This is a genomic window from Mycobacterium asiaticum, assembly GCF_001668675.1.
In the GTDB taxonomy this organism is placed as follows: domain Bacteria; phylum Actinomycetota; class Actinomycetes; order Mycobacteriales; family Mycobacteriaceae; genus Mycobacterium; species Mycobacterium asiaticum_D.
The window spans coordinates 1-13,667 of the sequence record NZ_LZKQ01000033.1 but is presented as its reverse complement, the minus strand read 5'-3'; the positions used below and the strand labels follow the sequence as shown (position 1 = coordinate 13,667).

At 68.9% G+C, this 13,667-nt stretch carries 13 protein-coding genes; 5 read left to right on the top strand and 8 right to left on the bottom strand.

All coding sequences use genetic code 11. From position 1 onward, the window contains the following. Positions 1-12 precede the first annotated feature (12 nt). Genes pat through A9X01_RS02835 form a run of 3 tightly spaced genes read left to right on the top strand, consistent with a single transcriptional unit; the run spans position 13 to position 2,405 of the window. The gene (pat, locus tag A9X01_RS02845; protein WP_155771896.1) at positions 13-1,008 is read left to right on the top strand and encodes an acetyltransferase Pat; all 996 of its coding nucleotides are present in this window, start codon (positions 13-15) and stop codon (positions 1,006-1,008) included. Between the two features lie 37 nt (positions 1,009-1,045). Then, positions 1,046-1,717: a DUF5642 family protein gene (locus A9X01_RS02840; protein ID WP_065119197.1), complete on the top strand. Its 672-nt coding sequence runs from the start codon at positions 1,046-1,048 to the stop codon at positions 1,715-1,717. A gap of 28 nt (positions 1,718-1,745) precedes the next feature. Then, the gene (locus A9X01_RS02835) at positions 1,746-2,405 is read left to right on the top strand and encodes a DUF5642 family protein (protein WP_065119196.1); all 660 of its coding nucleotides are present in this window, start codon (positions 1,746-1,748) and stop codon (positions 2,403-2,405) included. A gap of 12 nt (positions 2,406-2,417) precedes the next feature. Here A9X01_RS02835 and A9X01_RS02830 read toward each other — a convergent pair whose 3' ends face one another. Further along, the gene (locus tag A9X01_RS02830) at positions 2,418-3,014 is read right to left on the bottom strand and encodes an alpha-ketoglutarate-dependent dioxygenase AlkB family protein (RefSeq protein ID WP_200869766.1); all 597 of its coding nucleotides are present in this window, start codon (positions 3,012-3,014) and stop codon (positions 2,418-2,420) included. 81 nt (positions 3,015-3,095) lie between these two features. Here A9X01_RS02830 and arcA point away from each other — a divergent pair, with 81 nt between their 5' ends. Continuing rightward, positions 3,096-4,304 carry an arginine deiminase gene (gene arcA / locus A9X01_RS02825; protein WP_065119194.1) on the top strand — a complete coding sequence of 403 codons (1,209 nt, stop codon included), beginning with the start codon at positions 3,096-3,098 and terminating at the stop codon, positions 4,302-4,304. A 21-nt stretch (positions 4,305-4,325) separates the two neighbouring features. Here arcA and A9X01_RS02820 read toward each other — a convergent pair whose 3' ends face one another. Next, the gene (locus A9X01_RS02820) at positions 4,326-4,769 is read right to left on the bottom strand and encodes an SRPBCC family protein (protein WP_065119193.1); all 444 of its coding nucleotides are present in this window, start codon (positions 4,767-4,769) and stop codon (positions 4,326-4,328) included. 98 nt (positions 4,770-4,867) lie between these two features. Then, positions 4,868-6,436, bottom strand: coding sequence for a dolichyl-phosphate-mannose--protein mannosyltransferase (locus tag A9X01_RS02815; RefSeq protein ID WP_065119192.1), 1,569 nt, complete (start codon positions 6,434-6,436; stop codon positions 4,868-4,870). A 24-nt stretch (positions 6,437-6,460) separates the two neighbouring features. On the opposite strand from A9X01_RS02815, the gene rsmI reads away from it, so the two are divergent. Beyond that, complete coding sequence (gene rsmI / locus A9X01_RS02810) at positions 6,461-7,339, top strand: 16S rRNA (cytidine(1402)-2'-O)-methyltransferase (RefSeq protein WP_065119191.1); 879 nt, start codon at positions 6,461-6,463, stop codon at positions 7,337-7,339. A 24-nt stretch (positions 7,340-7,363) separates the two neighbouring features. Here the strand turns inward: rsmI and A9X01_RS30805 are convergent, their stop codons facing one another. The 5 genes from A9X01_RS30805 to A9X01_RS02785 form a co-directional block, all read right to left on the bottom strand. Beyond that, the gene (locus A9X01_RS30805; RefSeq protein ID WP_065119190.1) at positions 7,364-8,887 is read right to left on the bottom strand and encodes a hypothetical protein; all 1,524 of its coding nucleotides are present in this window, start codon (positions 8,885-8,887) and stop codon (positions 7,364-7,366) included. 156 nt (positions 8,888-9,043) lie between these two features. Further along, positions 9,044-10,306 carry an aminodeoxychorismate synthase component I gene (locus tag A9X01_RS02800; RefSeq protein ID WP_065119189.1) on the bottom strand — a complete coding sequence of 421 codons (1,263 nt, stop codon included), beginning with the start codon at positions 10,304-10,306 and terminating at the stop codon, positions 9,044-9,046. Positions 10,307-10,348: 42 nt separating this feature from the next. Beyond that, complete coding sequence (locus A9X01_RS02795; protein WP_065119229.1) at positions 10,349-11,245, bottom strand: RNA polymerase sigma-70 factor; 897 nt, start codon at positions 11,243-11,245, stop codon at positions 10,349-10,351. 5 nt (positions 11,246-11,250) lie between these two features. Then, the gene (locus tag A9X01_RS02790) at positions 11,251-12,444 is read right to left on the bottom strand and encodes an NAD(P)/FAD-dependent oxidoreductase (protein WP_065119188.1); all 1,194 of its coding nucleotides are present in this window, start codon (positions 12,442-12,444) and stop codon (positions 11,251-11,253) included. 96 nt (positions 12,445-12,540) lie between these two features. Continuing rightward, complete coding sequence (locus tag A9X01_RS02785) at positions 12,541-13,344, bottom strand: FkbM family methyltransferase (RefSeq protein WP_065119187.1); 804 nt, start codon at positions 13,342-13,344, stop codon at positions 12,541-12,543. Positions 13,345-13,667 lie beyond the last annotated feature (323 nt).

The window sequence follows — 13,667 nt, the reverse complement described above, 5'->3', positions numbered from 1 at the left end:
AGCGGACCGCGACTGGACGGGGTGGCCGAATTGAGCGGCACAGAGACCGAGGGGCTCGCGGCAATGGACGTCTTCAAGGGATGTCCCACCGAAGATCTGCTGCCGTTGGCCTCCCGTCTGTCCCCGCTGCGCGCGCCGGCCGCCCAGGTCCTGATGCGGCAGGGGGAGCAGGCCGTATCGTTCCTGCTCATCGCCTCGGGTAGCGCCGAGGTCATGCACGTGGGCGACGACAACACGGTGATCGTCGAGCAGGTACTGCCCGGCATGATCGTCGGGGAGATCGCCCTGCTGCGCGATGTTCCCCGCACGGCCACGGTCACGACGCTTGAGCCCCTGACCGGGTGGATCGGCGGCAAGGACGCTCTGGACCAGATGATGCACATCCCGGGCATCATGGAGCAGCTGGTGCGCACGGTGCGCCAGCGCCTCGCCGCCTTCATCACGCCGATTCCGGTGCAGGTCCGTGACGGCACGCACCTGTTGCTGCGCCCGGTGCTGCCCGGCGACAGCGAGCGCACGGTGCACGGGCACGTCCATTTCTCCAGCGAGACGATCTATCGGCGGTTCATGTCGGCTCGGGTGCCGAGCCTGGCGATGATGCACTATCTGGCCGAGGTTGACTACGTCGACCATTTCGTCTGGGTGATGGTCGACGGCACCGACCCGGTCGCCGACGCCCGCTTCGTCCGCGACGAGAACGATCCGACGATCGCCGAGATCGCGTTCACCGTCGCCGACGCGTATCAGGGTCGCGGTGTCGGGACCTTCCTGATCAGCGCACTGGCCGTGGCCGCCCGGGTCGGCGGTGTCGAAAGATTCTCGGCGCGAATGCTTTCCGACAACGTGCCGATGCGCACCATCATGGACCAGCATGGCGCGGTGTGGCAGCGGGAGGACATCGGGGTCATCACCACCGTCATCGACGTGCCGCGCCACCTGAGCTTCGGGCGCGATATGGAGCGACAGATCAAACGAGTGGCCCGGCAGGTCATTGAAGCCGTGAGTTGATCCGCAGGCCGGCCACCGCGGCGTGATATCAACGGTCATGCGGCCGTCACGCCTTGGCGCTGCGCTGTCCCTGCTGCTCGCCGGCTGCGCTCAGTCCCCGGCGCCGGCTCCGGCATCGGGGACAACGACATCGACGCAGCGCGGCACGGTCGTCAATCCCGCCAACATCCGCCGCGTCGGGCGTGAGCTGCCGCCTGGCTACGAGGTGTCCAACGTGCCGCGGGCCGCCTCACCCCGGGCGATCTGGGGCATCGGGGGCGACGCCGGTGCGGTGCCGCCGCAATGTATTGCGCTGGCAGAATTGCCGACCGGGCCGGACCCGGCTGCGCAAGGAGTTTCTGGTTCCGGACCGGGCGGGATCCTGGACGCGGTCGTGGTGCCGGTGGCCGTGGGATCGCGTCCCGACCGGGCTTTGGTGAGCGCGTGTGGCCGGTGGGAGCTGAGCGCCGGGCGCACCAAGGTGAGCATCGAAAACGCCGACGCACCGCACGTCGACGGCGCGGAAACCATTGGCATGGTGGCCGACATCCGCGCCGCCGTCGAATCCGGCAGCGAAATCGATTCTCGGGCATACACATTCATTGCCTACCTGGGCGAATACTGCGCATTCACCACGCTGACCACCGATCCGGGTTCGATGCTGCCTCCGCTGTCGGCGGGATTCGCCGCCGATCTCCTGGTCAAAACCGTGTCGACGTTACGTGGCTGAGCATTTCGACTTGGGTAGATTGGCGACGATGTGGAAGCTGGCGGGGGCGGTCGGGGCGGTGTGCCTGCTGGTCGGCTGCTCGCCCGGCGCGAACTCGTCGCAGCCCGTCAAGGCTGACATCGCCAAGATTCTGGACGTCAAATCCAGCTTCGGCCCCGAGTTCAAGGTCACCGATGTCACCCCGCGGGCCATCGACCCGCAGTTCTTTGCCTCCCGCAAGCTGCCCGAGGGGCTCACTTTCGACCCGGCGAACTGCGCAAAAGCCGCGACCGGACCGGAGTTGCCGTCCGGATTGCAGGGCAACATGGCGGCGGTTTCCGCCGAGGGCAACGGCAACCGGTTCGTCGTGATCGGTTTGGAGACCTCCCAGGCGTTGCCGATCAACGATCCCGGCAAGGACTGCGCCAAGGTGGGATTCTCCGGTGCGCAGCTGCGCGGCGCGATCGAGGTGATCGACGCACCGCAGATCGACGATGTGCACACTCAGGCCGTGCACCGCGTGCTGCAGGCACTCGTCGCCGGTGCCGCCCGTACCGGCGAACTTTACGACTACTCGGCACAATTCGGCGATTACCAGGTGATTGTGATCGCCAACCCGCTGGTGGTTCCCGGCCAGCCGGTGGCCAAGGTGGATACGCAGCGTGCCCGTGACTTGCTGGTGAAGGCAGTCGGGGCGGTTCGGGGTTAGACCTGCAACCTGCTAGCGCACGTTGCGCGGGCGGAATTGGAGGCTCACCCGCGGACCCGCCGAAGCGGTGGTCTTGGGCACCGCATGCTCCCAGGTGCGTTGGCAGGAGCCGCCCATCACCAGCAGATCGCCGTGTGCAAGCGGCAACCGCAACGACGGGCCGCCGCCACGTCGGCGCATCGCGAACGTCCGAGTGGCGCCCAGGCTGACGATGGCGACCATGGTGTCCTCGGAACTGCTGCGGCCGATGGTGTCACCATGCCAGGCCACGCTGTCCGATCCGTCCCGGTAGCAGCACAATCCGACGGTGGTGAACGGTTCGCCGAGCTCGCCGGCATAAATGTCGTTGAGCCGCCGTCGCAGCCGGGTCAGGGCGGGATGCGGTGGATCCTCGACGGTCAGGTCGTGGAAGCTGACCAGGCGGGGCACGTCGACCACCCGGTCGTACATCTGGCGGCGTTCGGCCCGCCACGGGACCGTGGTGAGCAGGGCCTGCAGCAGCTCGTCGCCGTCCTTGAGCCAGTTCGCGCGGACGTCGATGAAGGCTCCGTCACCGAGCTGCCTGCGCTCGTTGTGCTCGAACAGCGAGCCCTGAACCGCGATCGCCACGCCCCCAATTCTATCGCACACCCGTTCGATCGATCGGCGTGTGGCGCGCCCGGTCGCGTCCGCCCCGCTACGGTTTGAGCTGTGGGTGTCGTGCTGGGGACCAATTCTGAGGTGGGCGCATTACGGGTCGCCATCCTGCACCGGCCCGGCGCCGAATTGCGGCGGCTCAACCCGAGCAACAGCGATCAGCTGCTGTTCGACGGACTGCCGTGGGTGGACCGCGCACAAGACGAGCACGACCAGTTCGCGGAGCTGCTGCGCGCCAACGGTGTGGAGGTGCTGCTGCTCTCGCAGCTGCTGACCGAGGCGCTGCAGCACAGCGGAGCGGCCCGCATGCAGGGCGTGGCGGCAGCGGTCAACGCCCGGCGCCTCGGAGTGGCTCTGGCGCAAGATCTTTCGGCATATCTGCGGGGCCTCGAGCCCGCGGCGCTGGCGCAGGTGTTGACGGCGGGCATGACCTTCGAGGAGTTACCGCCCAGCATCCGCACCGACGTGTCGCTGGTGCTGCGCATGCACCACGGCTCGGATTTCGTAATCGAACCCCTGCCCAACCTGGTATTCACCCGGGACTCCTCGATCTGGATCGGACCGAAGGTGGTGATCCCGTCGCTGGCGCTGCCGGCGCGGGTGCGGGAAGCGTCGCTGACCGACATCATCTATGCCCACCACCCGCGATTCACCGGCGTGCGGCGGGCCTACGAGTCGCGCACCGCCCCGGTCGAGGGCGGGGACGTGTTGTTGCTCGCCCCCGGTGTGATTGCGGTGGGTGTGGGTGAGCGGACCACACCTGCGGGCGCGGAAGCGTTGGCGCGCAGCCTGTTCGACGACGATCTCGCGCACACCGTGCTCGCGGTGCCGATCGCTCAGAAGCGGGCGCAAATGCACCTGGACACCGTGTGCACCGTGGTCGACGTCGACGCGGTGGTGATGTACGCCAACGTCGTCGACACACTGTCGGCCTTCACGATTCGACGCACCGCCGCTGGGGTCGCCATCGGCGACGCCGCCCCGTTCGTGGAGGCCGCCGCCGCCGCGATGGGGATCGAGAAACTGCGTGTCATCGATACCGGCCGCGATCCCGTCGTCGCCGAGCGCGAACAATGGGATGACGGAAACAACACGTTGGCCCTGGCGCCCGGGGTGGTCGTTGCGTACGAGCGCAATTCGCAGACCAATGCGCGTTTGCAGGACGCCGGCATCGAGGTGCTCACCATCGCGGGCTCCGAACTGGGCACCGGCCGCGGCGGCCCGCGCTGCATGTCCTGTCCGGCCGCCCGCGACCCCCTCTGAGGTGTGCCGAGCGTCTGCTCGCTACCCGGCGTCGTTGACTTCGAGCACGCGTCGGCGCAACCCATCAGTCGCGGCCCGCATCAACCACTGAGCCGCCTTGCGAACCAGAAACCCCGGCACGGGCGCGGCCAGATCCACCATCAGCTCCAGCCGCACCCGGGTGGCATCGCCCTCGGGAGTCAGGGTGTAGCGGCCTTTCTGGCCACGTAACTGCTTGGCGCTCAACAACTCCCAGCTCAAGCCGTCATCCTGCAGGTGATACTGCACCACCTGTTCATCGGTGGCGCCCATCACCTTGACCGTCTGCCGGCACTGGCTCGGCTGGCCCCGCTCGTCGCGGGTCAGGATTTCGATCTTCTCGTGCAACGCGGACCACTCGGGCAACGACTCGAGGTCCAGCAGCACCGCCATGATCTGTGCGGGCGTCGCGTCCACCACGACCTCACGGGAATCCGTCATGGCCATCGGGCCAGCATAGTGAGCTGGGTCCGGATGCCCGGCGAGCAGACGCAAACGCACCCAATTTCGGCACGAAATGGGTGCCTTTGCGTCTGCTCGGCCAACTAACGCCAGCTGGGCAGCCAGATCTCCATGTCCCACGTCTCCTGGGAAATCGGCAGCCCGGTCAGCACCGGGAACAGCCAGGCGAAGTTCGTCACCACCAACGCCACATAGCAACTCACCAGGATCAGCCCCAGCGTGCGCCGCTCCTGGTTCTGCCGGGGCTGATGCAGGATGTCGCCCAGGATCAGCGCGATGGCCATCACCAGGAACGGCCCCATCGTCGCCGCATAGAAGAAGTACATCTGCCGGTCGATCTCGGCGAACCACGGCAACCATCCGGCGCAATACCCCACCCAGACCGCGGCGTAGCGCCAGTCGCGGCGCACGAACATCCGCCACGACGCGTAGAACAACACCGGCACCGCCAGCCACCACATCGCCGGAGTGCCCACCAGCATGACCGCCTTGACGCACGACTGCGCGCCGCAGCCGGGCACATTCTGCTGATCGATGGCATACAGCACCGGCCGCAGCGACATCGGCCAGCTCCACGGCTTGGATTCCCAGGGATGGTGGTTGCCCGCCGAATTCGTCAGCGTCGCATGGAAATGGAAGGCCTTGGTGGTGTAGTACCACAGCGAGCGGATGGCGTCGGGCAGCGGGACGACGCTGTCGGGGCCGATGGTCTGGCCGACCTGGTGACGGTCGATCGCGGTTTCGGAGGCGAACCATCCCGCATAGCTGGCGAGGTAGACCCCGAACGGGATGAGCACCAACGCATACGCGCTGGGCACCAAATCGCGCCACAGTGCTCCCACCCAGGGTCGTGGGACCTGATACTGACGGCGCGCGGCGATATCGAAGGCCAGCGACATCACGCCGAAGAACGCAATGAAATACAGCCCGGACCACTTGGTCCCCAACGCCAATCCCAACAGCACGCCGGCGCCGAACCGCCACCAGCGCACCCCCAGCCGCGGGCCCCACACCGTCTCGGCGATGCGGCCCTCGGCGAACGCGATGTGCATCCGCTGTCGGACCTGGTCACGGTCGACCATGAGCGCGCCGAACGCCGCGACGACGAAGAACGTCAGGAAGCCGTCCAGCAAGGCGGTCCGCGCCGTTACGAAGCTCACGCCGTCGCAGATGACCAGGATCCCGGCGATGGCGCCCACGAGCGTGGACCGGCTGATCCGGCGCACGATGCGCGTCACCAGCGCGACCAGCAACACCCCCAGCAGCGCGCCGGTGAACCGCCAGCCGAACCCGGTGTAGCCGAACAGCGCCTCGCCGATCGCGATCAGCTGCTTACCGACCGGGGGATGCACCACCAGGCCGAAACCCGGATTGTCCTCCACCCAATGGTTGTTCAGTACCTGCCAGGCCTGAGGTGCGTAGTGCTTCTCGTCGAAGATCGGCGTGCCGGCATCGGTCGGCGAGCCCAGGTTGAGGAAGCGGGTGAATGCGGCGAGCAGGGTGATGACGGCGGTGGTGACCCAGCCGCGCATCCGGTCCGCCGGGCCGAAATCGGCGAGCGGTACCAGGGGACCGGGGCTGATCAGCGGGGTCTGACGAGGCGCCGCGCGCTCCTCGAGCACGACAGGGGTTTCTCGGGGCGGGGCGGACATCACGTCGATCGTAGGCTGTGCGGTGTGACCACTGGGCGCCTATTGCTGGGTGCGACGCCGTTGGGCCAACCCACGGATGCCTCGCCCCGCCTGATCGAAGCGCTGGCCGACGCCGACGTCGTGGCCGCCGAAGACACCCGTCGGGTGCGGAATCTGGCCAAGGCGCTCGACGTCCAGATCGGCGGGCGGGTGCTGAGTCTGTTCGATCGGGTCGAGGCCACCCGGGTGGCCGCCCTGCTGGACGCCATCGGCGCCGGGGCGACCGTGCTGGTGGTCAGCGACGCGGGCATGCCGGTGATCAGTGATCCCGGCTATCGGCTGGTCACCGCGTGCGTCGCGGCGGGACTTCCGGTGCAATGCCTGCCCGGCCCGTCGGCGGTGACGACCGCGCTGGTGGTGTCCGGCCTGCCGGCGGAGAAGTTCTGCTTCGAGGGCTTCGCGCCGCGGCGCGGCTCGGCGCGCCGGACGTGGCTGGCCACGCTGGCCGACGAACGGCGCACCTGCGTGTTCTTCGAATCCCCGCGGCGGCTGGCTGCCTGCCTGCGCGACGCGGTCGAGCAACTCGGGGGCGCCCGTCAGGCGGCCGTTTGCCGGGAACTGACCAAGGTGCACGAGGAAGTGGTGCGCGGGTCGCTCGATGAGCTGGCGGCGTGGTCGGCCGGGGGAGTGCTGGGCGAGATCACCGTGGTACTGGCCGGTGCCACTCCCCGGGCCGACGTCTCGACCCTGCTCACCGAACTGGTGGCGGAGGTGGAGAACCTGATCGCGGGCGGAATCCGGATCAAGGACGCGTGCAGCCACGTGGCGGCCGGGTATCCCGAGGTGCGCTCGCGCCAGCTTTACGATGCGGTGCTCGCCTCACGCCGCGATGCGCAGCAACCCGAGGACGACTCCGACGACTAAGGCGGGGCGGCGTCCGTCAGGACGTCAGAAGCAGGGCCCGCCCGGTATCGGGCAGATCGGCGGGTGCGGGGGCGGTCCCGGCAGGGCGGGCAGCGCGGGCAAGCCAGGCAGGCCGGGCAAGCCAGGCAGTCCGGGCAACGCAGGCAGGCCGGGCAACCCCGGCAGGCCGGCGGGTAGCGCGGCCGCTATCGCCGGCAGCGCGGCAGCCAGCGCGGCCGGGTCGACGCCCGGAAGCGCCGGCAGGCCCGGCAGCCCGGGCAGGCTCGGCAGCCCCGGCGCGCCTCCGCCGACCAGGGCGGGCAATGCCGCGGCAACCAATCCGGGATCCACGCCGGGTACGCCGCCGGCCAGGGCGGGCAGCGCGGCGCTCAGCATTGCCGGATTCACACCCGGGACCCCACCGGCCAATGCCGGTAGCAGCGCGGCCACCATCGCCGGATCCACGTTGGGGATCCCACCCGGTATCGCCGTGGCCAGGGCGGGCAGCGCCGCCGACAGCATCGCTGGGTCGAGGCCGGGGACCGGGGGCAGCCCCGGGATGCCGGCAGCCAGCGCCGGCAGGGCCGCGGCGATGATCGCCGGGTCGACGCCCGGTAGGGGCGGCAGACCCGGAATGCCGCCGCTGGTCGCCAGTGCGATCAGGTCGGTGGGAGACACACCCGGCAGACCCGGCAGGCCGTTTGCCGCCAGCGGCAGCAGGCTGGCCGCTGACACGCCCGGCAGACCCGGCAGGCCGGGCAAGCCGCCAGCGCCGGCGAGCGCGATCAGCCCTGCGGGGGACATGCCCGGGAGGCCGGGGAGGCTCGGTAGGCCGGGGAGGCTGAGGCTGGGAAGTGCCGCAGCCGGCAGTGCAGCCGCGCCTGGGAGCAGCAGGTTGCCCAGCGAGCCGAGGCTGTTGTTGACGGCGGGCAGCAGCCCGGAGCTCTGCAAGGCGTTGTAGGCGAGCACCACGTAGGTGACGGCCAGTGCGCCAGAGGTCACCGCTCCGGAAACAGTGTTGCCCACCCCGATCAGCCCGTTGACGATCGAAAAGGCGGCGTTGGCGCCATAGGGGATTCCGGCCAGCCCGGCTACCCCACCGGCCACGCCGTAGAGGTCCGGTACGCCCGGGATGCCGACGCCGGGGATGCCACCGATGCCAGGAAGGGTGGGGTAGGCGTCGATGGGCGGCAACGCCGACGCCGCCGGCGGGGTGGCCGGACTGATCGCGCTCGACGCGGGGGGCAAGAAACTCGAACCGCCGCTGGACCCGGCGGGCGGCGTGTAGGCGGCGGGTGCGGGGTTTCCGGGCGTTTCGGGCCGCGGCGCGATGGCAGGTGAGGGAGGAGCCGGCGGCTCGACCGCTGACGGCACCCGCGGCGCCTGGGCTCCGGACTGTTTGCCGGCCTCGGGCATCAGGACCGACGCCAGCCGGTCGCACTGCTTACCTGCGCTGCAGGTGCCGCCCGACGGCAGCGTCCTCGATTGGTTGGAGACGGTCAACGGCGCAACCGCCAGCGCACCACCCAAAACAGCGGCCGCCGCTGCGCCGACGATGGCGACTCTCATGCCGATCCCCTCCAAACTCGCTCCTGCAGACCCCGCCGCGTTTGCGCGCGGACAGCCGGGTCGATGGCTGAAGCTTATGCGCACGCGGGAAATCGCGTGGGCGTTCCGCGAAATTAGCCGGGCCGGATTACCTGCTCCGGAATTTGCTGAGCTAACTTACCGACTTGCCGCGACGGCGGCCGGCGGTCCGACGACGGGGGCCGCCTTGTGCAAGCACTCCTGCCACTCGGCGTCGGGATCCGAGTCGGCGGTGATGCCGCCGCCGACCCCCAGCACCGCGCCGCCGTGGGGGTCGAATTCAACGGTGCGGATCGCCACGTTGAGCTCACATCCCGCGACGGGAGATGCTAAACCGATGGTGCCACAGTAAATTCCGCGCCGCTGTCGCTCCCACTGCGAGATCAATTGCCGGGCACGTATTTTGGGTGTTCCGGTAACGGAGGCGGGCGGGAAGGCGGCGTCCAGCAGCGCGGTGTTAGGCAGGTCGGGCAGTATGTGTGCAGACACCGTCGACACCAGGTGCCACACGCCGGGTGCCCGGCGGACCACGAGTAGCTCGGGCACCTTGACGGAACCGGTAATCGCCACGCGGCCAAGGTCATTGCGCACCAGATCCACGATCATGATGTTCTCCGCCACTTCCTTCGGAGATGCCCGCAACGCTGACGGCCACGCGTGCAGGGGCAGGGTGCCCTTGATCGGGCTGGAAGCCACGACGTCGCCGTGGCGCCGCAGGAAAAGTTCGGGTGACAGCGATGCGACAGCACCCCAGTTACCGGCGACGTACGCCGCCCGCGCCGGTGCGGTTCGGGCCACCCCGTCGGCGAAGAAATCCAGCGGGGATCCGCTGGCTGTTCCGGTGAACTGGGTGCAGACGCAGGCCTGGTACACCTCGCCCGCGGTAATGGCCTCCAAGCACGCCAGCACACCCGCGCGGTGTGCTGGGCGATCGGCGGGCTGCCAAGTGATCTGGCACAGCGGTGCCGTTCTCGGGCCCGGCCCGGCGCACGACCCCAGCGACTCGGCGAGCCAGTCCGGCATGCGCTCACCCGACAGGCTTTCGTACCACCACTGGCCGTCCCGGTCGCGGCGCAGCACGCTGTCCGTCCAGCCGCCGGCGGCCTCGGGGATCCGGGGCGGGAGTCCGTCGGCACCCGCATCCGGATAGGACAGGTAGCCGATCCAGCCACCGCCCACGGCGCCTACCTGCGGATTCACCGGGTGGGTGGGTCCGGCGTCGAACACATTGTCGGCAGCGACCGGCTGCACGGACACACTCGGCGCGATGACGGCGAGCGCGCCGAACCATTCCCCGGTCAGTGCGGCCGGCGGTGGCAGGCCGAGCCGACCGGCGGCGCGGCCGACGGCGCGCAGCACCTGTGGCGCGCCGCCCAGGTCGCCGAGCCGGTCGATTCGCACCGACCTAGCTTGACAGAACGACGGATATTCGCACGCCAGGGACTAGCCGCGACTGATCTCACGTGCGTTCACCAGAGCGGCCAGCTTGTCGGGGTTGCGCATCACATAGAAGTTCGTGATCTTTTCGTCGACGATCTCCACGGTGATCACCCCTTCGAGCCGTTCGTCCAGGTAGAACAGGACCGCGGGAGCGCTGTTGCAGGTTACCGTCTCCACCCGGAGTTGTCCCTGCGCCTTGCGCATCAGCCCGGCGACGGCCCTGGCTACCCGCTCCGCGCCGACCACCGGCTTGCGGGCGGCGCTGACCTTGCCGCCGCTATCGGCCGTCCAGACCGCGTCGGGCGCCAACATGGCCAACAGTGCCTCGACGTCTCCGCTGGCCGCGGAGGCCAGGAACTGCTGGGTGATCTGGGCGTTGCGCTCGGGGTCGATGTCGTCGAACCGTTTGCGGCGGGCATGCACGTGTTCACGGGCCCGGTGGGCGACCTGCCGCACGGCGGGCTCCGACTTGTTCACGGCCTCCGCGATCTCGCCGTAGTTGAACCCGAACACCTCGCGCAGCACGAATACCGCTCGTTCGTCCGGCGTCAGCGTCTCCAGCAGCACCAGCATCGCCATCGAAACCGATTCCGCCAGCACAACATCGGCCGACGCGTCCTGATCCTCGAGCAGAAGCGGCTCGGGCAGCCAGGGCCCTACGTACTCCTCACGGCGACGCGCTTGCGCGCGTAGTGCGTTGAGCGCCTGACGGGTGACGAGCCGGGCCAGATAGGACTTGGTGTCGCGCACCGTCGAGAGGTCGACGTCGGCCCAACGAAGGTAGCTGTCCTGCAGTACGTCGTCGGCCTCGGTGGCCGAGCCCAGGATCTCGTAGGCGATGGTGAACAGCAGCGGGCGCAGCAGGGAGAACCGGTCTGCGTGCCCGCCGCTGTCCGTCATCGAACTCACCGCAGCGCAGCCTGCTGTTCGGTGGCCAGCTGCGCGGGGCGGTTGCCGCCCTTGATCCAGCGGTACCAGCCGGGCTTGGCCGCCTCCTTGCGCAGGCCCCAGAGCGTGCCCTTGCAGACCAGCTCCTTGATGGAGGCGGCGGTCCGGCCGCCGATGTAGAGCCTGATCGGGGTGTCATCAAGGCGGGCCAGCTGCACGGTGCCGTAGCTGCGCCCGACGCTGATGCACTGGCCGGTGAACGCCTGGTTCAGGTTGGCCGGGGTGGTCCCGGCGATGCGAGCCAGGACCGTGTTGGCCGCCTGGGCGGCCATCGGGTTGGCGGCCTGGCAGCTCATCCGCAACGGCTGGTTGGACGGCGCTGCTGCGTCGCCGGCGCCGACGATGCGCTCGTCGCTGATGCTGGTCAGCGTCTCGTCGGTGAGCAGGCGGCCGATCGAGTCGGTGCGCAGCCCGCTGCGGGTGGCCAGGTCAGGGACGCCGAAGCCGGCCGTCCAGACGGTCACCGCGCTGGGCAGCACCGCGCAATCGTTGAGCACCACCGAATCCCAGCGCACCTCGTTGACGGTTGCGGTTTCCAGGATGGTGACCCCAAGCTTGCGCAGCTGCTTTGCCACCGAGCGCCGACCCGGACCGCTCAGCGACGGACCCAGGATGCCGCCGCACACCAGGGTGACGGCCCGGCCCTCCTCGCCCAGCTCGCCGGCGGCCTCGATGCCGGTCAGGCCGCCACCGACAACGGTGACGGGGGCGTTCGGCGGCAGATCGGCCAAGGCGTAACGCAGCCGTTGTGCGCCTTCGAGTTCGGCGAGTACGAATGCGTACTCGTCGGCGCCCGGCACCGCAACGGGAGTCGCGCCGGTGCTGCCGACGGCGTAGATCAGGTAGTCGTATTCCAGTTCGGCACCCGAGGCCAGCTGCACGCGCCGGGCGTCGGCGTCGATGTACTCGGCCTTGTCGACGACCAGCTCGATGCCGTTGCCCAGCAGCGTGCCGTAGTCGGCGGTGGCGGTGCCGGTCCCGGCCGCCAGCTGGTGCAGACGGATGCGTTCGACGAACTGCGGCCGAGCGTTCACCAGGGTGATGTCGACGTCGGCCCGCAGCCGCAGGTGGTTTGCCGCCATGGTGCCGGCGTAGCCGCCGCCGATGACGACGACGCGTTTGCGGGGCCCGGTCGGTTGTAGCTCAGACATCTTTGTCTCCTTTGGTCGCGAGCGTTACGACCTTCAGACACCGCAGCCCGGCCATCCGTGACAGCGCAGACCGCAATTGTGACCTGTTTCACCCCGCTATGGGCCGGACCCCTGGGCTGGTTCGAAGACGAAGTTGTTGACGTAGACGCCGGTCGCCGCCCAGTCATCCTCCGCTCCGCCGATGTTTGCGGAGTTCTGATGTGCGGCGGCGTCGAATTCCTCGATGGGCCGGCGCTGCCCGTCCAGGGTGAAATGGCCGCGGAAGCCCAGGCCGCTCAACAGCTCGGTGATGTCGGCGACCGCGTTGGCGTGGTGACGTTCTTCGGCTTCGACGACGATCGATGGCCGATTGCGGCGCAACGTGTCGAGGGCACCGCGCAGGACGGCCAGTTCGTGGCCCTCGACGTCGATCTTGATCAGCCCGACGTTCGTCAGCTGGTAATCGTCGAGGCACCTGACCGGGACCTCGATCGACTGGACGGCGCCGCCGATCGCGGTGTCCAGCACGTTCTCGCCGTCGATGGTGCTTCGCCCCGGATCGGATTCGACCACCCGCATCGTGGTCACACCGGGTGCGTCCGACAACGCCACCGCCTCGACGCGCACGTTTGCGCCGACCGCATCGAACATTGCCGTCAGGTCGCGGGCCTGAGCCGGACGCGGCTCGAACGCGACCACCGATTGCGACGCACTCAGCATGGCGATTGCGAATTCGCCGACGTCGGCGCCGATGTCGAGGGAGATGCGTCCTGGGTCACAGAGGGATTGCACCAGCGCGACGTCCGGGCGGGATTCGCCGAGACGCTGCAAAATCCGGTATTTGCGCCGCCAGAACAGGCGGGGTGTGAGCGCCTTCGCCGCGGGCGCGAGCAACCGTTTGGCGGACGCTGCGACTGACACAAGCCGACCCTAGCCGACCTCGGCCGTCGCCACCGCCGGCCGCGGTGGAGGACGGAGTTAGCACAGGGCACCAGGGCCTTTGCGTGATAGTCTTCGCTGACTACTAATCCATCCGTGACCTGCGCCGGCTACGGGCGACCGCCGGTCATCAGACAGTCTTGGCGGCCGCTGTATCTCAATGCCTGCCGATGCGCATCGAAGCGGCCTCAAGAGTCGCCTGGAAGCCCTGGGCAGTACCCGGACCGACGCAGGTCACGGATGGATTAGTAGTCAGCGAAGACTATCACGCAAAGGCCCTGGTGCCCTGTGCTAACTCCGTCCTC

Coding starts and splice junctions, on each gene's coding strand:
- A9X01_RS02840 (WP_065119197.1), top strand. CDS start 1,046: ATGCGGCCGTCACGCCTTGGCGCTGCGCTGTCCCTGCTGCTCGCCGGC.
- A9X01_RS02835 (WP_065119196.1), top strand. CDS start 1,746: ATGTGGAAGCTGGCGGGGGCGGTCGGGGCGGTGTGCCTGCTGGTCGGC.
- A9X01_RS02820 (WP_065119193.1), bottom strand. CDS start 4,769: ATGGCCATGACGGATTCCCGTGAGGTCGTGGTGGACGCGACGCCCGCA.
- A9X01_RS02815 (WP_065119192.1), bottom strand. CDS start 6,436: ATGTCCGCCCCGCCCCGAGAAACCCCTGTCGTGCTCGAGGAGCGCGCG.
- A9X01_RS30805 (WP_065119190.1), bottom strand. CDS start 8,887: ATGAGAGTCGCCATCGTCGGCGCAGCGGCGGCCGCTGTTTTGGGTGGT.
- A9X01_RS02795 (WP_065119229.1), bottom strand. CDS start 11,245: ATGACGGACAGCGGCGGGCACGCAGACCGGTTCTCCCTGCTGCGCCCG.
- A9X01_RS02790 (WP_065119188.1), bottom strand. CDS start 12,444: ATGTCTGAGCTACAACCGACCGGGCCCCGCAAACGCGTCGTCGTCATC.